We start from the raw sequence: 21,598 nt of genomic DNA on the forward strand, positions 1-21,598 counted from the left end.
CGACCCCCGTCGGTGTCAGGCCGCACTAGCGGGTGTCAACTTCTCGCACAGCAGGCCTGCCAGACCGCGGATGGTGATCGTCGAGATGTCAGCCGACGGAATGCGGACCCCCGTGTCGGTCTCGATGCGGGTTCGTAGTTCGAGGGCGCCGAGCGAGTCCAAGCCGTACCCGGAGAGCGGCCGGTCGGGATCGACGCTGCGGCGCAAGATCAGGCTGACCTGATCGGAAATCATTCGCCGCAGCCAGGTAGGCCACTCGTCGACGGGCAGGTCGTCGAGCTCGGCACGCAGTTTGCTTGTGCCCGTCTGGTTTCCGATGGAGCGGAATGCCTGGGCGAACAGGCTGCGCTCGGCCAGCAGCGCCAACCAGGAGGTACCCGCGACCGGCGCGTAGCCGGTATAGGCGCGGTCGTGGCGCAGTATCGCTTCGAATGCGTAAGCGCCCTCGTCGGGGTCGATCGCGATGCTGGACTTCTCCGCCAGTGTGCTCGCGCGCCCGATCTCCGCCCAGGGCCCCCAGGCGATCGCGGTCGCCGGCAGCCCCCGGGCCCGCCGCCAGTGGGTGAAGCCATCCACCCAACTGTTGGCCGCGGCGTAGGCGCCCTGCCCCGGCGAGCCCACCAGCGCGGCCGCCGAGGAGAACGAGCAGAACCAGTCCAGTGGCTGGCCGGCGGTGGCGGTATGCAGGTTCCACGCTCCGTAAACCTTTGCCGCCCAATCACGCTCGATGAGCTCATCGGTGATGTTGGCCAGCGTGGCGTCCTCCACCACCGCGGCCGCGTGCAGCACGCCGCACACCGCGAGCCCGGTGGCGGTGGCAGCGGCCACCAACCGATGTGCGGTGCCGGATTGCGCGATATCACCGCATTCCACCACGACGTCGGCGCCGGTCGCGCGGATGCGCTCGATCGTCTCCAGCGCAGTGCGTGTCGGCTGTGAGCGTGAGGACAGCACGATGCGCCCACACCCCGCGGCTGCCATCTTCTCCGCCAGGAACAGCCCAAGACCCCCAAGCCCGCCCGTGACGAGATAGGCGCCGTCGCGGCGGAAGACCGGGGCCTGTGCCGGTGGCACCGTCACCCGGTGGTGGCCGGTGTGCGGGACGTCCAGCACGATCTTGCCGGTGTGCCCGGCGCCGGCCATCGTTCGAATGGCGTTGCCGGCTTCGGCAAGCGGGTAGTGGGTGGTCTCCGGCACCGGCAGCACGCCGTCCGCGATGAGCTGGTACACGGTGGTCAGCAAGTCGTGCACCCGGTCGGGTTCGCTGTAGGACAGCAGTGCGAGGTCGACGCCGTGAAATGCGATGTTGGGCCGGAACGAGAAGAGGCCCAGCCGGATGTCGCGCTTGCCGATTTCGATGAATCGGCCACCGAGGGCCAGCAATTTGAGCCCCGCGAGCTGGGCGGCGCCCGGTACCGAGTTGAGCACGATGTCTACGCCGTACCCGTCCGTCTGGCGTCGTATCAGGTCGGCGAACTCGGTGCTGCGCGAATCGTAGACATGCTCGATGCCCATGTCGCGCAACAGCTGACGACGCTCCTCGCTGCCCGCCGTGGCGAAGATTTCGGCACCCGCGGCCCGGGCCATCGCGATCGCCGCCTGCCCGACCCCGCCCGTCCCGGAGTGGATCAAGACCCGATCGCCGGCCTTGATGTGCGCCAGATCATGCAGGCCGTAATACGCGGTGGCGTGCGCGGTCGGCACCGCCGCCGCCTGCCCGTCGGAGAGGCCGGGCGGCAGCGTCACCGCCAGGCGGGCGTCGCAGGTGATGAACGTTCCCCAGCAGCCGTCGCCACACAGGCCCCCGACATGATCACCCACCTTGTGGTCGGTCACACCCGGTCCGACGGCGGTCACCACGCCGGCGAAATCGGTGCCCAGCTGCTGTCGCCGCCCCTCGAAGGCGGGATAGCGGTCGAATGCGACGAGCACGTCGGCGAAGTTGATGTTGGAGGCGCTGATCTCCACCTCGATCTGGCCCCGTCCAGGCGTAACGCGTTCGCGGGCAATGAATTCCACCGACTCGAGATCGCCCGGCGTGCGGATCTGCAGACGGACCCCGTCGAGCTCGAGGTCGGCGATGGTGGTTCGGCGCTCCTCGGGCCGCAGCGGGCTGAGGGCCAACCGCGCCGTGTACCAAGCATCGTGTCGCCAGGCGGTCTCGTCTTCCTCCGACCCGGCGAGCAGTTGGCGGGCGAGCCGCTCGGCATCGGTGTCGTCGTCCACATCGATCTGGGTGACCCCCAGGTGCGGATGCTCGGTGCCGACCACCCGGAGCAATCCCCGCAGGCCGGCCTGCTCCAGATTGGGCAGGTCGCTGGCCACCACGGTCTGGGCCTGGTGCGTCACGACGTAGAGGCGGGGGAGTTGGCCGGGCATGTCGGGCAGTTCGCGGATGACACGCACCAGGTGTTGCACGGACTCGAGGCCCAACCGCGGCGATTGGTCGCCGGCGTCGCCCCGTCCGGGCCCCGTCACGATGACCAAACCGCTGAATCCGCCGGCGCGCAGGCGGTCTCGAAGCTGTTCGGCGTTCGAGGCGTGGTCGGCATGCGGCGGCCAGCACATCGTGGAGCATTGTGCGCCAAGGCGTTTCAGCTCATCCGTCAGCGGGGCAACGGTGTCTGAGGCGGTGCCGATGATCAGCCAGGCTCCGGGGTTGTGGTGTTCCACCTCCGGCAGCTCCCGTTGCCGCCACTCGATCGTCAGCAATCGCTTGGCCAGCAGCCGTTCGTCGCGGTCGTTCTCGGATGCCCCGGCGCCCAATCGCAGCCCATGCGCGACGAGCAGGACGGCCCCACGCTCATCGAGCATTTCGACGTCCGCCTCGACTCCGGAACCATCGGCCTTCGTCACCCGTGTGTAGCAGTAGCGGGCGTTGCGGGCAGGACCGTAGCAGCGCAGCCGCCGGAGGCCGAGCGGCAATGCCAGCACATCTTCGCCCAGAGTCTGCAGGTCGGGGTGCGCCGCAACGGATTGAAAGCAGGCATCCAGCAGCGCCGGGTGCACCCCGTAGGCATCTTGTTGCGAACGGATTTGACCGGGTAGCGCGACCTCGGCCAGCACAGTGCGGGTTCCGCCCGCACCGGTGTGCAAGGCGGCGAGTCCGCTGAATGCCTGACCGTATCGAATGCCACGCTCGCCCAGGCGCCGGCGCACCTCGGCGCCGTCCTCGCAGCCCGGGTGGGCTCCCAGCAGCGCGGAGATGTCATGTGCGGAAGGGGGCTCGTCGGCGGCGGCATGGAGCGTGGCGGTTACCAGCTGCACCGGTTCGCCCCCTTCCTCGGACTCCACGGCGAAATCGGCTGCGCCCGTGGATGACAGGGTGGCCGAGGCCCCGATCGTGGTGTGCTCGCCAAGCAGCAGTGCCTGCTCGAAGTGCAAGTCGCGGACCTCGGCGGCGCTACCGAAGACAGTGCGCGCGGCCGTCAGCGCCATTTCGCAGTAGGCGGCCCCCGGAAACACGGTCACATCTCGGACCTGGTGATCGCCCAGCCAGGGCTGGGCGGCGGTGCCGACCTCCGCCTGCCAGACGTGGCGTTCCGGTTCCTCCAGCAGGCGCACATGGGAGCCCAACAGCGGATGCACCGCAACGGTGCGGCCGCCGTGCGCCGGGGATTGACCGCCGCGGCTCAGCAACAGGCGACGGTGCGTCCAGGTCGGCAGCGGCGCGTCGACCAGCCGGCCATTCGGGTAGAGCACGGAGAAGTCGATCGCGGCGCCCGCGCTGTACAGATCCGCGAGAAAGCCACGCAACCCGTAGGGCTGGGCCTGCTCGCGGCGCATGGCGGCCAGAGCGGCCAGCGGCATGTCGAGACTGCGGGCGGTCTGCTCGACCGCATGGGTGAGCAGCGGGTGGGGCGCCAGCTCCGCGAAGACGCGGTAGCCCTCCTCCAGAGCGGCCCGTACCGCCGGCGCGAACCGCACCATCTGCCGCAGGTTTTGCACCCAATACCCGGCATCGCAGGCCGGCCGCTCGCGCGGGTCGTAAAGGGTCGCCGAGTAGTAGGGAATTTCCGGCGGCATCGGATGCAGCCCGGCGAGCGCGTCGGCCAGATCGTCGAGGATCGGATCCACCTGGGGTGAGTGCGAGGCGACGTCGACGGCGATCTCGCGGGCCAGGACGTCGCGCGATTCCCAGGCCGCCACCAGATCGCGCACCGTCTGGGTGGCACCGCCGATCACTGTGGATTGCGGCGACGCCACCACCGCCACCACGGCATCGTCGACGCCGCGGGTTACCAGTTCCGAAAGCACCTGCTGCGCAGGCAGTTCCACCGATGCCATCGCACCCGCGCCGGCGATGCGGGACATCAGCCGGGAGCGCCGACAAATGACGCGGAGGCCGTCCTGAAGCGACAGCGCTCCCGCGACGACGGCCGCCGCTACTTCACCCAAAGAATGCCCGATGACGGCGCCGGGCCGCACTCCGTACGAGCCCATGGTGGCGGCCAGCGCGACCTGCATGGTGAACAGGGTCGGCTGAATCCGGTCGATGCCGGAAACGGTCTGCGAGGCGGTCATCGCCTGGGTCACCGAGAACCCGGCCTCGTCGGCGATCACCGGCTCGGCCGCCGCGACGGTCGCCGCGAACACCGGTTCCGTCGCCAGCAGCTCAGCCCCCATTCGAGCCCACTGCGAACCTTGTCCCGAGAACACCCAGACCGGTCCGCGGTCATCCTGCCCGACCGCGGCCTGATAGGGAGCGTCGCCGTCGGCGACCTCGCGCAGAGCCTCCACGAGCTCCGGCCGGCTACTCGCGATGACCGCAGTTCGTACCGAGCGGTGCGCGCGCCGCCGCGCCAGCGTGTAGGCCAGGTCCGTCAAGGCCACGTCCGCATGCGCTGCGACCCAGCCGGCCAGGCGGCCGGCGGTGCGACGCAATTCGTCGGCCGAGGTGGACGACAGCGGGAAGAGCAGAGGCGCGGCCGTTACTGTTGGGATGGCTTCGGGCACAGCGGCTTCGGTCGCCTGCCCGGGGGCTTGCTCGACTATGGCGTGTGCGTTCGTGCCCGAGAGCCCGTACGACGAGACCGCCGCGCGCCGCGGATGATGACCATTGGTGGGCCATGGTGTGATCGTCTGCGGCACAAACAGTTTGGTGTCTATTGCGGCCATTTCATCAGGCAGCCGGGCGAAGTGCAGATTCTGCGGAATCATCCCGTGCTGCAGCGCCAGGATCGTCTTCATCAGCCCAAGCGTTCCGGCGGCCGACTGGGCATGCCCCAGGTTGGTCTTCACCGTCGCCAACGCGCAGGGCCCGTCGGTGCCGTAGACGGCGGCCAGGCTGGCGTATTCGACCGGGTCACCGACGGGCGTGCCGGTGCCGTGCGCCTCGACCATGCCGACGCTGCGGGCGTCGACGTCTGCGGCGGCCAACGCCGCCCGGTACACCGCGGTCTGCGCCGCGAGCGACGGGGTGGCGATGTTGACGGTGTGGCCGTCTTGGTTGGCGGCGGTGCCGCGGATTACCGCCAGAATCCGATCACCGTCACGCAGCGCGTCGGGCAACCGTTTGAGTAATACGACGACACAGCCTTCGGCGGACGCGAACCCGTCGGCCGCGACGTCGAACGCATGACACCGTCCGGTGGGAGACAGCATGCCTTCCGCGGAACCCGCGACGAACTTCCGCGGATCCAGGATCACCGCCGCGCCACCCGCCAGGGCAAGGTCGCTTTCGCCGTCGCTGAGGCTGTGGCAGGCCAGGTGCACCGCCGTCAGGCCGGACGAGCACGCGGTGTCCACCGTCATCGCGGGACCGTGGAGGCCCAAGGCGTACGCGATCCGCCCCGACGCCAGACTGAAGCTGCTGCCCGTGAAACCGTACGGCGCCTCCACGGCGTTCGCATCGGCGGCCAGCAGCTGATAGTCGCCGTGCGTCAAACCGACGAACACCCCGGTGAGCGATTCGGCCAAGGTCTCTCGAGTGAGGCCGGCGTGTTCCATGGCCTCCCAGGAGGTTTCCAGCAGCAACCGGTGCTGGGGGTCGATCGCGGTGGCCTCGCGCTCGTTGATCCCGAAGAACTCGCAATCGAAGCCGGCGACGTCATCGAGGAATCCGCCCCACTTCGTCACCGACCGCCCCGGCACTCCCGGCTGCGGGTCGTAATACTCCTCGGCGTCCCACCGGTCCGGCGGCACCTCCGTGATCAGGTCGTCCCCGCGCAGCAACGCCTCCCATAGCCGCTCTGGGGAGTCGATGCCACCAGGCAGTCGACAGGCCATGCCGATGACAGCAGTGGAAGTGACAGTTGCTTTGTCCACGGCCGTTCACCTCTTCTTATCCGGCGGGGCGGTACGCGCGCTTGAATTCGTATTGGTCGATGGGAACGCCCGGTCGAGTCAACGCAACTTCGACAATTGGTTGCGGCGGGAAACGCCGGACGTTGGCTGTCATACCGGTGCTCATTCCAATTGCTCGATTGCCGGGCAGATGGATCGAAATCGCGGGGTCTACCAGCGCAAAGACATAATCGGCGTTCGCTTCGACGTCCGAATTATCGATCCGCCCCTGCAAAACTCGGCAGTCCCCCTCGGAGAAATCGACGCGGAGTGGTTCCGGCCCTCGCGCGACTTTGCTGATTACTCGGCTAAGCAAATATTGATTACCTGGATTTCCGATATTCGCCAATAGGCTCGGTCGCGATCCGGTACGGAAGTGACCAGAGTTGCGCGGAGGCCGGACATTTGCTTGTCGCCTCGTCGGTGGAAGGGCGCGGTCGTCAATCCCCATCCGACTTCGCCCGCCTCGAAGGGGTCGGAATGGACGGCCCGGCCAGGCCGGCCTCCGTCGCTCCGTCGTCGCGCGCCGTGAAAATGCAGCGCGAATGCCCGCGATGCCGACCATCCGGCACGGGGTTGAGACTTGGGCGGAGGCCCGCCGCAAGCGGTCCCGCGCCGGCTGTCGCCGGCCGAGACTGACAAGTTGTCGGCGGGTTGATCATCGGCTCTCCCACACCGCAAGTCGACATGCGTGCAACAAACCATACAGAAGGTGATCCCGGCGCGCGCCGGGTTGAGGCAAATTCTTCCGAGGGACCGCGGTGTTAGCTGTGCGTTAAACCGCGATTGGTCGGACTGCCGGCGAGAAGGCTTGTGCGGGCGGCGTTGTCGCGTGCCGGGCGGCGCCCGCCTAGCGCGCCTGGCCCTGCGAGGCGAGGAAACCCGCGACGCCGCGGACCATCGCGTCGGCGTACTTCTGCCTGCCCTCGGCGGACTCGATCAGCGCCGAGTCCGCCGGGTTCTTCATGTTGCCGCACTCGACCAGGATCGACGGGTACTGCGCCAGGTTCAGCCCGGCCAGGTCCGAGCGCCCATACAGGCCGTTCTGGCCGATGTAATTGGCCGGAGGAATCCCGGAGGCCTGCATCTGGTCGCGCATGATCCGCGCATACTGCACCGACGGTCCGGCCTGCACCTGGTTGAGCGGCGGGGCCGAGTAGTTGACGTGGAATCCGCGGCCCGACGCCGGCCCGCCGTCGGCGTGGATGCTCAGGACCGCGTTGGGATGCAACGCGTTGGCCATGTTTGCGCGCTCATCGACGCACGGCCCCAGCCCGGTGTCGTTGCCGCGCGCCATGGCGGTCCGGACGCCCAGGGCGTTCAGCTCCGCGCGGACTCGCAACGCGGTGTCCCAGGTGAAGGTGTGTTCCGGGTAGCCGCTGTTGGTCGACGTCCCGCTCGCCTGGCAGTCCTTGGTGCCGCCGCGGCCGGTGGGGACCTGACGGCCGATCGACGCGTCGTTGGAGCCGTTGTGGCCGGGATCGATGAAAACCACCATGCCGGCGATGTTGGAGGGGACCGCCCGTGCCGGCGGGGCGGCGGTCGGGGTGATCCCGGCCGAAGCGGCAACCAGCACGCCGATGACCAACCTGATGCCGACACGCCTGCTCACTCGTAGGTCCACGGCGCAAAGGTAGCGTCGCGCGGTCTACGCTGAGTGTTTCGAATCGCCGGACGCACGCAGGCGAAACCAACTCGAGACCAAGATGCGAAGGGACTGTCATGCAACCCGGAGGCGACATGTCGGCGCTGCTGGCCCAGGCGCAGGAGATGCAGCAGAAGTTGATGGAAGCCCAGCAACAGCTGGCCAATGCCGAGGTGCACGGGCAGGCCGGCGGGGGCCTGGTCAGGGTGACGGTGAAGGGCAGCGGCGAGGTGGTCGCGGTACAGATCGACCCCAAGGTCGTGGATCCCGGGGACGTCGACACCCTGCAGGACTTGATCGTCGGTGCCATGGCCGACGCGTCGAAGCAGGTCACCCGCATGGCGCAGGAGCGGCTGGGCGCGCTGGCCGGCGGTTTCGGCGGCGCACCCCCGGGCCAACCTCCGACACCGGCGCCGCAGCTGTAGATCCGACATGTTTGAAGGACCCGTCCAGGACCTGATCGACGAGCTCGGCAAGCTGCCGGGCATCGGGCCCAAGAGCGCCCAACGCATCGCCTTCCACCTGTTGTCGGTCGAACCGCCGGATATCGACCGGCTGACCGCGGCGCTGGGCAAGGTCCGCGACGGCGTGCGGTTCTGCGCGGTGTGCGGCAACGTGTCCGACAACGAACGCTGCCGCATCTGCTCGGACCCCCGCCGGGACGGTTCGCTGGTGTGCGTCGTCGAGGAGCCGAAGGACGTCCAGGCAGTCGAGCGCACCCGCGAGTTCCGCGGCCGCTACCACGTGCTGGGCGGCGCGCTGGATCCGCTGTCTGGAGTGGGGCCCGATCAGCTGCGGATCCGAGAGTTGTTGAGCCGGATCGGGGAGCGGGTCGACGACGTCGACATCACCGAGGTGATCATCGCGACCGACCCGAACACCGAGGGCGAGGCGACCGCCACCTACCTGGTGCGGATGTTGCGCGACATCCCCGGGCTGACCGTGACGCGGATCGCGTCGGGCTTGCCGATGGGCGGCGACCTGGAGTTCGCCGACGAACTGACGCTGGGCCGCGCGCTCGCCGGCCGCCGGGCGATGGTCTGAGTTCGCTCAGGTTTTGGTCAATCGGAACGGCCGGGTGACCGTCGAGCCTGGACCGCCACACCCGTCGGACGTGGTCGTCCGGCCCTCACCGGCAAGCGACACGGCATCGAAGCTGTAGTCGACGGTTGCCGGGACCGATGTTCCGTCCGCGCACGGCGCCTGCGTCGCGCCGCTGTGGGTCCAGCGTCCGTTCGTGAGGTCGAACTCCCAGCTGATGACGAACGTCCCGCCGTCCTGCGAGGTCGCCAGCGTGCAGTCCGACCCGCAGGGGGCGAAAAGCCACGTGGTCGACTTGTCGCTGTCGGTATAGAGCACGGTGTAACGACCGCTCGGCACCTCCGGGGCGGCGTGCGCCGGCACCGGCGTAATCAATGCGGCCGCGACCAGCAGGGCGGCGCCGCCCGCTAACCCCGGCCGGCCGTTTCTCGCGATGTGATGCCGCACGTCAGCGCGCCGCCAACCGTTCCCGGCGCAACAACTCCACCTCGGGGAGATCCAGCGGCGCCAGCTCACCCACCACCTTGCTCAGCAGCAGGTCGGCCAGCTCCGGGTTGCGCGCCAGGCACGGCCCGTGCATGTAGGTGGCGACGACGCTGCCCTGCAGCGCGCCGTCGAAGCCATCGCCCGCCCGGTTGCCGGCGCCCTTGACCACCGCGCCCAGCGGCGACGCGGCGGGGCCCAGGACGGTGCCGCCCCGGTGGTTCTCGAAACCGGTGAGCCGCTGGGTCAGCCCGGACAGCAGCGGCTTGCTGACGAGCTCGCCGATGGTGCGGGCGTCCTGCGGCGACGTGGTCGCGTCGAGCAGGCCCACGCCCTCGACCCGTTCCCCCGCCGACGTCTCATACCACCGCCCCAACACCTGGACCGCGGCGCAGATCGCCAGCACCGGCGCTCCCCGCTCCGCGGCCCGTTGCAGCCCGGGGTACCGGAGGAGGTGCCGGGTGGCCAACCGCTGCGCATAGTCCTCGGCCCCGCCCAGCGTGTACAGGTCGAGCGAGTCCGGCACCGGGTCGGCCAGCGTGATCTCGACGATCTCCGCGGCGATGCCCCGCAGTCGCAGCCGCTGGCGCAGCACCAGCGCGTTGCCGCCGTCGCCATAGGTGCCCATCACGTCGGGCAGCACCAGCCCGATCCGCACGGTCGAGTCAGCCATGGCGCGCCAACGCCCGTTGCAGCTGGAGGAACGCGGTGTAGTTGGCGACGACCTCGACCCGCCCGGGCGGGCAGGACGCGATGGCCGCCACGGTGTCGTGCACCAGCGTGTGGTCGACGCCGGCGTAGCCGAGCCGCACCGCGAGGTCGGTGCCGCGTTCCCCGGCGGCCACCACGGCGGTGTGAGCGAGATGCTCGAAGCGCACGTCCCACAGCCAGGACAGGTCCTCGCCGTCGGGCACCTGCCCGTTGACCGAGATGACGACCCCGGCCGCCTCTTTGTCGACCATCGACAGCGCCTCCTGCCAGCCGGCCGGATTCTTGGCCAGCAGGATCCGCGCCTCGTGACCGCCGACGCGGACGGTCCGGTAGCGCCCGGCGACCTCGTCGACGCCCGACACGGCCGCCGCCGCCTTCGCGGGGTCGGCGCCCAGCGCGACGGCGGCCGCGACGGCCTGGGCGGCGTTGCCGCGGTTGACCGCCCCCGGCAGCGCCAACCGCATCGGCAGCGCCAGCCCGTCAGGCCCGTACAGCGTCTCGTCGTCGAACCACCACTGCGGGCTGGGTCGTTTGAAGTCGGCGCCGGTGGAATACCAATGCCCCTTGTCGCGGACGATGACCTCGCCGCTGCGCGGGCAGCTGACCGAGTCGTTGGCCCACGAGCCGCCCGCGGCCACCCACACCACGTTCGGGCTGTCGTAGGCCGCCGACGTCATCAGCACGTCGTCACAGTTGGCGACGACGACCGCCTTCGGGTGCCGGGCCAGCCCGGCCCGCAGCGTGCGTTCGATGACGTTGATCTCGCCGACGCGGTCCAGCTGGTCGCGCGACAGGTTGAGCAGCACGACGACGGCCGGCTCGACGGCATCGGAGACGTGCGGCACGTGCATCTCGTCGACTTCCAGGGCCGCCAGCGGCGCCTCGCGGTGCGCGGCCAGCGCGGCCACCAGGCCCGCGTCCATGTTGGCGCCCTCGGCGTTGGTGGCCACCGGCCCCAGCGTGGCCAGCGCGGCGGCGGTCATCCGGGTGGTGGTCGACTTGCCGTTGGTGCCGGTGACGACGACGGTGCGCCGGCCGGCCGCGAGCTGACGGAGCACCGAGCGGTCCAGGGTCATCGCGATCAGGCCACCGATCATCGCCCCGGCGCCGCGCCCGGTCACCCGCGATGCCCAGCGCGCGCTCGCTCCCGCGGCGAGGGCGAGACGTGCACGGGTGGTGATCACCCGCGCAGTTTATTAGGGCGATCGCAAGCGCGGCGCTCTGCGCCGGGCGCTGCGGGTCGCGCGCATCGATTTAAGCGCGACACGACCCGCGGCGAACCGGGCGTTGTCGGTCGGACGTGCCATCCTCAACTCATGAACCGGGTGTCCTGGGGGCGACCGGCCAGCGAGCCGGACGGGGGCTGGGCCGTCATCGACGTCGAGACCTCGGGCTTTCGACCGGGTCAGGCACGGGTCATCAGCCTGGCGGTGCTCGGCCTCGACGACGACGGGCGCGTCGAGCAATCCGTCGTCAGCCTGCTCAACCCCGGAGTCGATCCCGGTCCCACCCACGTCCACGGCCTGACCGCCGCCATGCTGGAAGACCAACCGCAGTTCGCCGAAATCGTCGACGACGTGGTCAAGGTGCTGGACGGCCGCACGCTGGTCGCCCACAACGTCGCGTTCGACTACGCGTTCCTGGCCGCGGAGGCCGAGCTCGCCGAGGCCGAACTGCCCATCGACTCCGTCATGTGCACGGTCGAGCTGGCCCGACGGCTGGATCTCGGCATCGATAACCTGCGGTTGGAGACCCTGGCGGCGCACTGGGGCGTGACTCAGGAGCGGCCGCACGACGCCTTCGACGACGCGATGGTGCTGACCGGTGTGCTGGCCTCGGCCCTCGAGCGGGCGCGCGACCGCGACATCTGGTTGCCGGTGCATCCGGTGACCCGGCGCCGGTGGCCGAACGGCCGCGTCACTCACGACGAGCTGCGCCCGTTGAAGGTGCTGGCCTCGCGGATGCCCTGCCCGTACCTGAACCCCGGCCACTACGTGTGCGGCAGGCCGCTGGTGCAGGGCATGCGGGTGGCCCTCGCTGCCGAGGTCGGGCACACCCACGAGGAGCTCGTCGAGCGGATTCTGCATGCCGGGCTGGCCTACAGCGACGCCGTCGACGGCGAGACGTCGTTGGTGGTCTGCAACCACCCTGCTCCCGACCAGGGCAAGGGCTACCTGGCCCGGCAGCTGGGGATTCCGGTGATTTCCGACACGCAGTTCATGGACTCCATCCGCGCCGTGGTGGGCGGCACCAGCATGGAGGAGTTCATCGATACCACCACGCTCGACCAGCAGCTCGCGCTGTTCTAGAGCCGGCTAACGCGACGCGCGGTTGACCGCCGACACGACGGCGCGCAGCGACGCGGTGGTGATGGACGGCGCGATGCCGACGCCCCACACCGTGCGACCGTTCACCGAGGCCTCGACGTACGCGGCGGCCTGCGCGTCGTCACCGGCGCTCATCGCGTGCTCGGAGTAGTCGAGGACCGCGACGTCGAACCCCACCTCACCCAGCGCGTGCACGAACGCCGCGAGGGGGCCGTTGCCGGCGCCGCTGACCTCGGTCTCCACCCCGTTGACCTTCACGGTCGCGGCGATAGTGGTGGTGCCGCTGTCCTCCTCCGACGCCTCGACCCGCTGTTTTATCCGCTCCAGCGGCCACACCGGGGCCAGGTACTCCTCGTAGAACGCGTCCCACATCTCCTTCGGGGAGACCTCACCGCCCTCACCCGCTGTGCCCTCTGCGATCTGTTGGATCGCGCGGGAGAACTCGATCTGCAGCCGCCGCGGCAGCGCCAGGCCGTGGTCGGACTTCATGATGTATGCGACCCCGCCCTTGCCGGACTGCGAGTTGACCCGGATCACCGCCTCGTAGGTGCGGCCGACGTCCTTGGGGTCGATCGGCAGATACGGCACCTGCCAGAGCATGTCCTCGACGTCGGCGTCCGCGGCGTCGGCGTCGATCTTCATCTGGTCCAGGCCCTTGTTGATGGCGTCCTGGTGGCTGCCGGAGAAGGCGGTGTAGACCAGGTCCCCGCCGTAGGGGTGACGCTCGGGCACCGGCAGCTGGTTGCAGTATTCCACCGTGCGACGGATCTCGTCGATGTTGGAGAAGTCGATCTGGGGGTCCACGCCGCGGGAGAACAGGTTGAGCCCCAGCGTCACCAGGCACACGTTGCCGGTGCGCTCGCCGTTGCCGAACAGGCAGCCCTCGATGCGGTCCGCGCCGGCGGCGAAGCCCAATTCGGCTGCGGCGACCGCTGTTCCGCGGTCGTTGTGCGGATGCAGGCTCAGGATGACCGATTCCCGGTTGGCCAAGTTGCGGCTCATCCACTCGATCGAGTCGGCGTAGACGTTCGGGGTGGCCATCTCCACGGTGGCGGGCAGGTTGAAGATGATCGGGTTGTCCGGGGTCGGGGCGATGATCTCACCGACGGCGTCGCACACCTGCCGCGCGTATTCCAGCTCGGTTCCGGTGTAGGACTCCGGCGAGTACTCGAAACGCCATTGCGTGCCAGGGTATTTCGCGGCCTCCTCGACGCACTTGCGCGCGCCCTCGTTGGCGATGGACTGCACCGCGGCCCGGTCGGCGCGAAAAACCACGCGCCGCTGCAGGATTGAGGTCGAGTTGTAGAAGTGCACGATGGCCCGCGGCGCGCCCTCACACGCGGTGAAGGTGCGCTCGATGAGTTCGGGGCGGCACTGGGTCAGCACCTGGATGGTCACGTCGTCGGGAATGGCGCCGTCGGTGATGATCTCGCGGACGAAGTCGAAGTCGGTCTGACTGGCCGATGGGAAGCCGACCTCGATCTCCTTGTAACCCATGCGCACCAGCAGATCGAACATGCGGCGCTTGCGGGTGGGGCTCATCGGGTCGATCAGCGCCTGGTTGCCGTCGCGCAGATCCACCGCGCACCAGAGCGGGGCGCGGTCGATGACGCGGTCGGGCCAGCTGCGGTCGGGGAGCCGGATGGGCTCGACTTCCTCGGCGAAGGACCGATACCGGTTGACCGGCATCGCCGAACCGCGCTGGGGATTCCACGCGGGCTGGCCGGGCCCCGGCGGGCCCGCGGGTTTGACGATGGAACGTGTTGACGTATAGGCGTCGGGATTGGAAGTCACGGTAGTTGCTCCGGGGTGTCAGAAGGAACCTCAGACCGGCGCATCGCGAACACCCGCGACGGGAAGCCGGTCTGGATCAGACCCCGTCGCGGCGTCCGAGGAGGAGCACCCGCTGCACGAGGAGAACTCTACCGCGATTGGCGTCGCGGCGAAAATTGCGCTAGAAATCGCACAAAACCGCAGGCTGTAGTGGTTAGCAACGCTGGGTAAACCGCTATGCGCAGCCACGTATTCTGTTGTGGGCTCAAAACGTGCCGGAAGGGCGGGAAAAGTAGTGGCGCTCGTCGTGCAAAAGTACGGCGGATCCTCGGTGGCCGACGCCGATCGGATCCGTCGTGTCGCCGAGCGCATCGTCGCGACCAAGAAGCAGGGGAACGACGTCGTCGTGGTGGTCTCCGCCATGGGCGACACCACCGACGACCTGATGGACCTGGCCCAGCAGGTATGCCCGGCCCCGCCCCCGCGCGAGCTCGACATGTTGTTGACCGCTGGCGAGCGCATCTCCAACGCGCTGGTGGCCATGGCGATCGAATCGCTGGGCGCGCAGGCGCGCTCGTTCACCGGCTCGCAGGCCGGCGTTATCACCACCGGCACGCACGGCAACGCCAAGATCATCGAAGTGACGCCGGGCCGGCTGCGGGACGCGCTCGACGAGGGGCGCATCGTGCTGGTCGCCGGGTTCCAGGGCGTCAGCCAGGACACCCGCGACGTCACCACCCTCGGCCGCGGCGGCTCGGACACCACCGCCGTCGCCCTGGCCGCAGCGCTGCACGCCGATGTCTGCGAGATCTACACCGACGTCGACGGCATTTTCAGCGCGGACCCCAGGATCGTGCACAACGCCCGCCGCCTGAACACGGTCACGTTCGAGGAGATGCTCGAGATGGCGGCCTGCGGCGCCAAGGTGCTGATGCTGCGCTGTGTGGAATACGCTCGCCGCTACAACATTCCGGTGCATGTCCGCTCGTCGTACTCGGACAAGCCGGGCACCATCGTCAAGGGATCGATCAAGGACATTGCCATGGAAGACCCCATCCTGACCGGAGTCGCGCACGACCGCAGCGAGGCCAAGGTGACCATCGTCGGGATACCAGACATCCCGGGGTACGCGGCCAGAGTGTTCCGGGCCGTCGCCGAAGCCGACGTGAACATCGACATGGTGCTGCAGAACGTCTCCAAGATCGAGGACGGCAAGACCGACATCACCTTCACCTGCTCGCGGGACAGCGGGCCCACGGCGGTGGCCAAGCTCGACGCGCTCAAGGACGAGATCGGCTTCACTTCTCTGCTCTACGACGACCACATCGGGAAGGTCTCGCTGATCGGCGCGGGCATGCGTAGCCACCCGGGCGTCACCGCGACCTTCTGTGAGGCCCTGGCGGAGGTGGGCGTCAACATCGAGCTGATCTCCACCTCCGAGATCCGCATCTCGGTGCTGTGCCGCGACACCGAACTAGATAAGGCCGTCGTGGCGTTGCACGAGGCGTTCGGGCTCGGCGGGGACGAGTCGGCGACGGTGTATGCAGGGACGGGCAGGTAGATGGTTGCCATCGGCGTCGTGGGCGCCACCGGCCAGGTGGGCCAGGTGATGCGCAGGTTGCTCGACGAGCGGGACTTCCCCGCCACGTCGGTGCGGTTTTTCGCGTCTGCCCGCTCGCAGGGGCGCAAGCTACCCTTCCGCGGCCAGGAGATCGAGGTCGAGGACGCCGCGAAGGCGGACCCGACCGGCCTGGACATCGCCTTGTTCTCCGCCGGCAAGACGATGTCGCTGGTGCAGGCGCCGCGGTTCGCCGCCGCCGGGGTCACGGTGATCGACAACTCGTCGGCCTGGCGGAAGGACCCCGACGTGCCACTGGTGGTGTCCGAGGTGAACTTCGACCGGGACGCGCACCGGCGACCGAAGGGCATCATCGCCAACCCGAACTGCACCACGATGGCCGCGATGCCGGTGCTCAAGGTGCTGCACGACGAGGCCGGGCTGACCCGCCTGGTGGTCTCGAGCTATCAGGCGGTGTCGGGTAGTGGGCTGGCCGGCGTCGAGGAGCTGGCCAGCCAGGCGCGCGCGGTCATCGACGACGCCGAGCGGTTGGTGCACGACGGGTCCGCGGTCGAGTTTCCGGCCCCCAAGACCTACGTCGCCCCGATCGCCTTCAACGTGGTGCCGTTGGCGGGCTCGCTGGTGGACGACGGCTCGGGGGAGACCGACGAGGACCAGAAACTGCGGCACGAGAGCCGCAAGATCCTCGGCATCCCGGACCTGGCCGTCAGCGGGACCTGTGTGCGGGTGCCGGTGTTCACCGGGCACTCGTTGTCGATCAACGCCGAATTCGCGGGGCCGCTGTCGCCCGAGCGCGCCCGGACGCTGCTCGGCGGCGCGCCCGGCGTCAAGCTCGTCGACGTGCCGACCCCGTTGGCGGCCGCGGGCGTCGACGAATCGCTGGTCGGCCGCATCCGGCAGGACCCGGGTGTGCCCGACGGGCGCGGCCTCGCCCTGTTCGTTTCGGGAGACAACCTGCGCAAGGGGGCCGCGCTGAACACCATCCAGATTGCCGAGCTGCTGGCCGCCCAGCTGTAATAGGCGGGTGAGCACCGCCCACGCCCGACTGGTCGCGCGGTGCTCGCTTGCTCTGATTCTTTCTGCGCCGCAATGGTTTTGGGCCGCGCACGCTGACCCGCCGGCGCCGGCCCCCGAGCCGATCGTGCAGCCGCTGGCGCCCGGGCAGGTGCTGCGGATCGGCCCCACCGCCGGCACCGGCACCCCCACCGGCGACTATGGCATCGGCGCGACCGACCTCTGTGAGTTCGTCGAGTTCCCCACCGAGCTGCTGCAGGTCTGCGGCGACAGTTTCGCGGGCCAAGGCGTCGGGTTCGGCGGCTGGTACGCGCCGGTGGCGTTGCACGTTGACACCGCTTCCGTCGACGACCCGGCCGGGGTGCGCTACACCGGCGTGACCGGCGTCAGCAAACCGCTGCTCGCCGATCCCGCCCCGCCGGGCACCTCGCAGCTGCCCGCTGGAGTGGTGCAGATCAACCGGCGCAACTACATGATGGTGACGACGACGAAGAACCTGGAGCCGCAAAGCTCCCGGCTCGTCTCGGCCGAGCCCGCGCGGGCGGGCTGGCAGACCATCACCGGGTCGCGGCGGCCCGCCTCGTATCGGGGCGGCTCACAGACGCAGATCAGCGGCTACTACGACCCGATCCCGACCGCGGACTCGCCCACCGGCTGGGTGTACATCGTGGCCGACAGCTTCACCCGCAGGGATCCCGTCGTGCTGTATCGGGCCACCCCGCAGATGTTTACCGACCGGTCCCGCTGGCAGGGCTGGGCGGCCGGACCCGAGGGAGGCTGGGGCAAGCCCCCCACCCCGCTGTGGCCGGACGCGGTGGGCGAGATGTGCGTGCGGCAAATCGACGGGAAGGCCGTGCTGTCTTATTTCAATGCGGTCACCGGCAACATGGAGGTCCGGGTGGCCAATGATCCGACGTCGCTGGGCGACGCGCCGGTGACCACGGTGGTGCAGCACGACGAGTGGCCGGAGCCGGCGGAAAGCCTGCCGTCGCCCTACGACAACCGGCTCGCGCAACCGTATGGCGGATACATCTCGCCCGGCTCGACGCTCGACGAACTGCGAATCTTCGTCAGCCAGTGGGACACCCGCGCCCGCGTGGCCGCCCCATACCGGGTGATCCAGTTCGCAGTGAACCCGTTCAAGCCGGATTAGCGGCGAAGGTGTCGGCTGGGACGTCGCTGCCGCAATATGCCAGACAGCGCTGACCAGCGGTGAAACGATATTGGCGTGAACGAAAGTCTCGGCGCTCGGTGGTCTGTGATGACTTTTCTGCGGTCCTTCGCGCGGTTACTGTCGGACTACCGATGGCATGTGCTCGCCGGGCTGGGCGTCGTGGCGCTGGTCCTGGGCAATATCGGGTACTGGCAGTTGTGGAGCCCTCATCCTGCACCAAGCGACGTCGTCTTCTGGAGCCTCAAGCTGTTCACGGCGACGCCCCCGGTCTATACCCACGGGCCGGTCACGCTGGATATCGCCCGCTTCCTCGCCCCGATCGTCGCCGGCTTCGCCGGCGTCAGCGGCTTGGCGTCGCTGTTCCGTGATCGGGTGCAACAGATGCGGATCCCGCTGATGCGCGGTCATGTGGTCGTCTGCGGGTTGGGTGATGTGGGTAGCGTGTTTCTACGCCACCTTCGTGAGGCCGGGGACCGGGTGGTTGTCATCGACTCGGACGCGGCGAATCCGAATATGCAGCTTTGCCACGACTGGGGTGTGCCGGTCATCGTGGGCGATGCGCAGCAGGAGCGAACACTGCAGGCGGCCGGGGTCCGCCGCGCGGCGCGGTTGCTCGCGCTGTGTCCGCACGACGCCGTGAACACCGAGATCGTCGCCGTCGCGAGCCAGCTCGCGGGTGGCCGTTCCGCCAATGTGCTGTCCTGCCTTGCCCAAATCGGTGACCCCGAGCTGTGCGCGTTGTTGCGGATCCGGGAGGCCAGGCGCGCCGATGCCGCGTCGGCGCTCGACTTCTTCAACACCGACGAGATCAGCGCGCGGTTGCTGCTCGATGAGTTTCCCGTCGACACCGGGTGCGACCGCCCGCACATCCTCGTCGGTGGCCTCGATGCCCTGGGCGCGTGGGTGGTCTACCACGCGGCACGGGATTGGTATGAGCACCGCGCCGACGACACCGCGGCGCTGGTGGTCACCGTCGTCGACAATCAGGCCGACCACCGGGTGCAGTTGCTTCTGGACCGCTATCCCGCCCTCGAGCAGCTGTGTAGCTTCAACACCCTGCCCGCGTCCGTCAGCAAAATCCATCGGCTGCGGGCCTATGCCGACGCGGCAGCGCCACCGCTGAGCCGCGCCTACGTGACCGCCGATCCCGACGAGCAGTCAGTTGGGCTGGCGCTGCAATTGCGGCACGAACTGAATCCGGCCATCCCCTTGGTCGTCACGCTGGCGCGGGCGCACGGAGTCGCCCGGCTCCTTGACGAGGCCGGCAGCGCCGGGGGGCCCGACATCGATGTCTTCCTGACGCTCGAACGAGCCTGCACGGTCGAACTCTCCCGGGGCGGATCCTATGAGGGCATCGCCCGTGCCATCCACCGCCGCTGGTGCGTCGAGCAACTCGCTTCCGGCAATCCCGCGCCGCCCTGGTCGGAGCTGGACGAATCACGGAAAGACTCCAGCCGCTCGCAGGCCCGCGACATCGCGGTCAAGCTGCGCAGCATCGGTTGTGACATTGCGCCCTTGCGTGACTGGGATGCATCAGAATTCGTGTTCAGCAGCGACGAGGTCGAGGCGCTCGGGGTCGCCGAGCACGAGCGGTGGATGGCCGAGCGCATCGCGGACGGTTGGTCCTTGGGCGAGAAGGACATCGAGAACAAGAAGACCCCGTATCTGGTGCCGTTCGCCGAACTGCCCGACGACGTCGCCGACTACGATCGCCTGTTTGTGCGGGAGATCCCCGCCCTGCTCGCCTCGGCCGGTTTGCAGGTGATCCGCACACAGCGGAAGTGAGATCGGCCGCAACTTCAGAACTTCGGCCCCGCGGACTTCGGCACTTTCGCGGCCATTTTCCCGGCGATCACGGTGCCCTCATCGGTGATGTGGTCTCCACACACCTTGACGTCGAGCACGTAAGCGGACGCCGCCTGCAACACACGTTGGCACGCGTAGCTGGCGACGTTGCCCTGTTGCCGGTACATCTGGGCGATCTGCGGGGCACGTCCGGTGAGGTTTTCGACGACCCACGTGTATGCGCGGCCGTTGTCGAGGTAGGTCGCGGTCACCGTCTTGCCGTCGCAGGCCGCCCATTCGTTCGCCGAGCGCCGCACGAAGTCCAGGGCTTGGTCCCTGGTTGAAAAAGCCGCCACGGCCTGGTCGACGAAGTGATGATTGCCCTCGCCTGCGCGCACCCAGCCACCCGAATCTTCCAGAGCAGCCCAGTCGAGTTGCTTTTCTCCGCTGTCTTCATACGTCAGGTCCGCACCCGGGTACAGCACGCCCATGCACCACCGCGGCGATACGTCAACCGCCTTGCTGACGTCCTTGAACGTCTTGCCTTGATTGTCAGGGGTTTTCGCCATGTTGGAGGTGCCTGTGATGGCGTTGATCTCCGCGTCGCTGAGCAGGATGGAGTCCACGGACAGCGGGGGAGGACCCGGCTTGGGGCGGAGGAGCAGCACCGCGGCGACGACGATCGCGATCAGAACGGCCACGCCCGCGCCGCCGGCGATGAGCCACCTGGCGCGCGGCCGGTGACTCTTGCCAATTTGGGGGGCCCGCGGAGGGGCGACGTCGGAGGCCGCCGCTGTGGCCGCTCCGGACTCGGAATCCGCCGGCGCTTCGGGCGTCGTAACAGGTGCGCTGGCCGCGGTTGAAGGTTCCTCGTCGACCGACTTCAGCAGGGTTTCGATGCTGTTTCGCGCCTGATAGGTGACATCGGGACGATCACGCAGCTTGGACAGCAACCGGGCGATGTCACGGCGCGCGGCCGGATCGGCCCCGTCCTCGCGCAACCCCGCCTTCAGCTCCGACACCAACTCGGCCTGCTGGCGGGCGCTGAGCTCGGGGTCCGAAAGGGTAGCGCCCAGCCGCATCAGGTAGGCGAAGGGCACCGGCGGTTCGTCGGGCAGAGGTGATGGCAGCGGCTCAAGCTTTTCCTTTAATTCGTGCACCGCTTCGATCAGCTGAATACCGCGGTCCACGGTCGGGTTTCGGTAGTCGATGACCTGCATCGCCGCCAGCGGAGTAACTCGCATGGAGTCGATCGGGCCGACCTGCACGGGAAGGATCGGACGGTGCAGGGCCTCGGCGTAGCGCAACTCGGCTTGGCAGGGTTTCGACGTCAGCGAGTTGTTCGACAACGCAAAGACGAACACGTCGCAGCCCCGGATTTCCTCGAGGATGGTGCGCCACCACGCGTCACCGCCGCCCAGCGTTTCGTCAACCCACACCTGCTGACGCGCGTCCCGCAACGCTTTCAACAGATCCTGAATCGCCGCCTTGTCCTGGCTGGAGTGACTGACAAAAAGCGTCATGCTTTCTCCTGATGCAGGGTCGGCGGCCTGTCGGTCTGTGGGCGGTAACGCCGTGGTTGAGGCGTTTCAGGCAGCGTAAATCTTTGGTGGTGGAGCACGTGGCCAAATTCGGCGGCCGCCGTCGACGCGAGCCGCGCCCGGCTCGACGCTCGACGAGCTGCGAATCTTCTTCAGCCAAGTGGGGCACTCGCACGCGGGTGGCCGCGCCATATCGGGTCATCCAGTTCGCGGTCAATCCGTTCAAGCCCTGGTCAGAAC

The 21,598-nt window shown here is 68.7% G+C and carries 15 protein-coding genes; 8 read left to right on the forward strand and 7 right to left on the reverse strand.

Annotated elements, in window-relative coordinates:
• Positions 1 to 15: 15 nt before the first annotated feature.
• Positions 16 to 6,228 carry a type I polyketide synthase gene (gene pks2 / locus A5678_RS25700; protein WP_082945745.1) on the reverse strand — a complete coding sequence of 2,071 codons (6,213 nt, stop codon included), beginning with the start codon at positions 6,226 to 6,228 and terminating at the stop codon, positions 16 to 18.
• A gap of 4 nt (positions 6,229 to 6,232) precedes the next feature.
• On the opposite strand from pks2, the gene A5678_RS27390 reads away from it, so the two are divergent.
• A complete protein-coding gene (locus A5678_RS27390) occupies positions 6,233 to 6,637 on the forward strand; it encodes a hypothetical protein (protein ID WP_156747086.1) in 405 nt (134 codons plus the stop codon).
• Between the two features lie 498 nt (positions 6,638 to 7,135).
• On the opposite strand, the gene A5678_RS25710 is transcribed toward A5678_RS27390, so the two are convergent.
• Entirely contained in the window at positions 7,136 to 7,909 is a 774-nt protein-coding gene (locus A5678_RS25710) for an Rv3717 family N-acetylmuramoyl-L-alanine amidase (protein WP_068048942.1), read from the reverse strand.
• Between the two features lie 98 nt (positions 7,910 to 8,007).
• Here A5678_RS25710 and A5678_RS25715 point away from each other — a divergent pair, with 98 nt between their 5' ends.
• Positions 8,008 to 8,355, forward strand: a complete 348-nt coding sequence (locus A5678_RS25715) for a YbaB/EbfC family nucleoid-associated protein (RefSeq protein WP_068048945.1) — start codon at positions 8,008 to 8,010, stop codon at positions 8,353 to 8,355.
• Between the two features lie 7 nt (positions 8,356 to 8,362).
• Complete coding sequence (recR, locus tag A5678_RS25720; protein ID WP_067943399.1) at positions 8,363 to 8,974, forward strand: recombination mediator RecR; 612 nt, start codon at positions 8,363 to 8,365, stop codon at positions 8,972 to 8,974.
• A gap of 6 nt (positions 8,975 to 8,980) precedes the next feature.
• On the opposite strand, the gene A5678_RS25725 is transcribed toward recR, so the two are convergent.
• Genes A5678_RS25725 through A5678_RS25735 form a run of 3 tightly spaced genes read right to left on the reverse strand, consistent with a single transcriptional unit; the run spans position 8,981 to position 11,349 of the window.
• Positions 8,981 to 9,418 (reverse strand): hypothetical protein, encoded by a 438-nt coding sequence (locus tag A5678_RS25725; protein ID WP_082945746.1) that lies wholly within the window; start codon positions 9,416 to 9,418, stop codon positions 8,981 to 8,983.
• Position 9,419: 1 nt separating this feature from the next.
• Positions 9,420 to 10,127 (reverse strand): type 1 glutamine amidotransferase, encoded by a 708-nt coding sequence (locus A5678_RS25730; RefSeq protein WP_068048950.1) that lies wholly within the window; start codon positions 10,125 to 10,127, stop codon positions 9,420 to 9,422.
• A complete protein-coding gene (locus A5678_RS25735) occupies positions 10,120 to 11,349 on the reverse strand; it encodes a Mur ligase family protein (RefSeq protein ID WP_068048952.1) in 1,230 nt (409 codons plus the stop codon). The genes A5678_RS25730 and A5678_RS25735 overlap by 8 nt, the downstream gene beginning before the upstream one ends.
• 132 nt (positions 11,350 to 11,481) lie before the next feature.
• On the opposite strand from A5678_RS25735, the gene A5678_RS25740 reads away from it, so the two are divergent.
• A complete protein-coding gene (locus tag A5678_RS25740) occupies positions 11,482 to 12,474 on the forward strand; it encodes a DEDDh family exonuclease (RefSeq protein WP_068048955.1) in 993 nt (330 codons plus the stop codon).
• 6 nt (positions 12,475 to 12,480) lie between these two features.
• Here A5678_RS25740 and leuA read toward each other — a convergent pair whose 3' ends face one another.
• Entirely contained in the window at positions 12,481 to 14,286 is a 1,806-nt protein-coding gene (gene leuA / locus A5678_RS25745; RefSeq protein ID WP_068048958.1) for a 2-isopropylmalate synthase, read from the reverse strand.
• Between the two features lie 274 nt (positions 14,287 to 14,560).
• On the opposite strand from leuA, the gene A5678_RS25750 reads away from it, so the two are divergent.
• The 4 genes from A5678_RS25750 (at position 14,561) to A5678_RS25765 (ending at position 19,817) form a co-directional block, all read left to right on the forward strand.
• Positions 14,561 to 15,826 (forward strand): aspartate kinase, encoded by a 1,266-nt coding sequence (locus tag A5678_RS25750; RefSeq protein WP_068048961.1) that lies wholly within the window; start codon positions 14,561 to 14,563, stop codon positions 15,824 to 15,826.
• On the forward strand, positions 15,827 to 16,861 hold the full coding sequence (locus A5678_RS25755) for an aspartate-semialdehyde dehydrogenase (RefSeq protein WP_068048964.1): 1,035 nt from the start codon (positions 15,827 to 15,829) through the stop codon (positions 16,859 to 16,861).
• A gap of 7 nt (positions 16,862 to 16,868) precedes the next feature.
• Complete coding sequence (locus A5678_RS25760) at positions 16,869 to 18,011, forward strand: DUF4185 domain-containing protein (RefSeq protein ID WP_068048967.1); 1,143 nt, start codon at positions 16,869 to 16,871, stop codon at positions 18,009 to 18,011.
• Positions 18,012 to 18,119: 108 nt separating this feature from the next.
• Positions 18,120 to 19,817, forward strand: coding sequence for an NAD-binding protein (locus A5678_RS25765; RefSeq protein WP_082945747.1), 1,698 nt, complete (start codon positions 18,120 to 18,122; stop codon positions 19,815 to 19,817).
• A gap of 14 nt (positions 19,818 to 19,831) precedes the next feature.
• On the opposite strand, the gene A5678_RS25770 is transcribed toward A5678_RS25765, so the two are convergent.
• Complete coding sequence (locus A5678_RS25770) at positions 19,832 to 21,340, reverse strand: sensor domain-containing protein (RefSeq protein ID WP_068048970.1); 1,509 nt, start codon at positions 21,338 to 21,340, stop codon at positions 19,832 to 19,834.
• Positions 21,341 to 21,598: the final 258 nt, after the last annotated feature.

It is taken from the genome of Mycobacterium sp. E2733 (assembly GCF_001667585.1).
In the GTDB taxonomy this organism is placed as follows: domain Bacteria; phylum Actinomycetota; class Actinomycetes; order Mycobacteriales; family Mycobacteriaceae; genus Mycobacterium.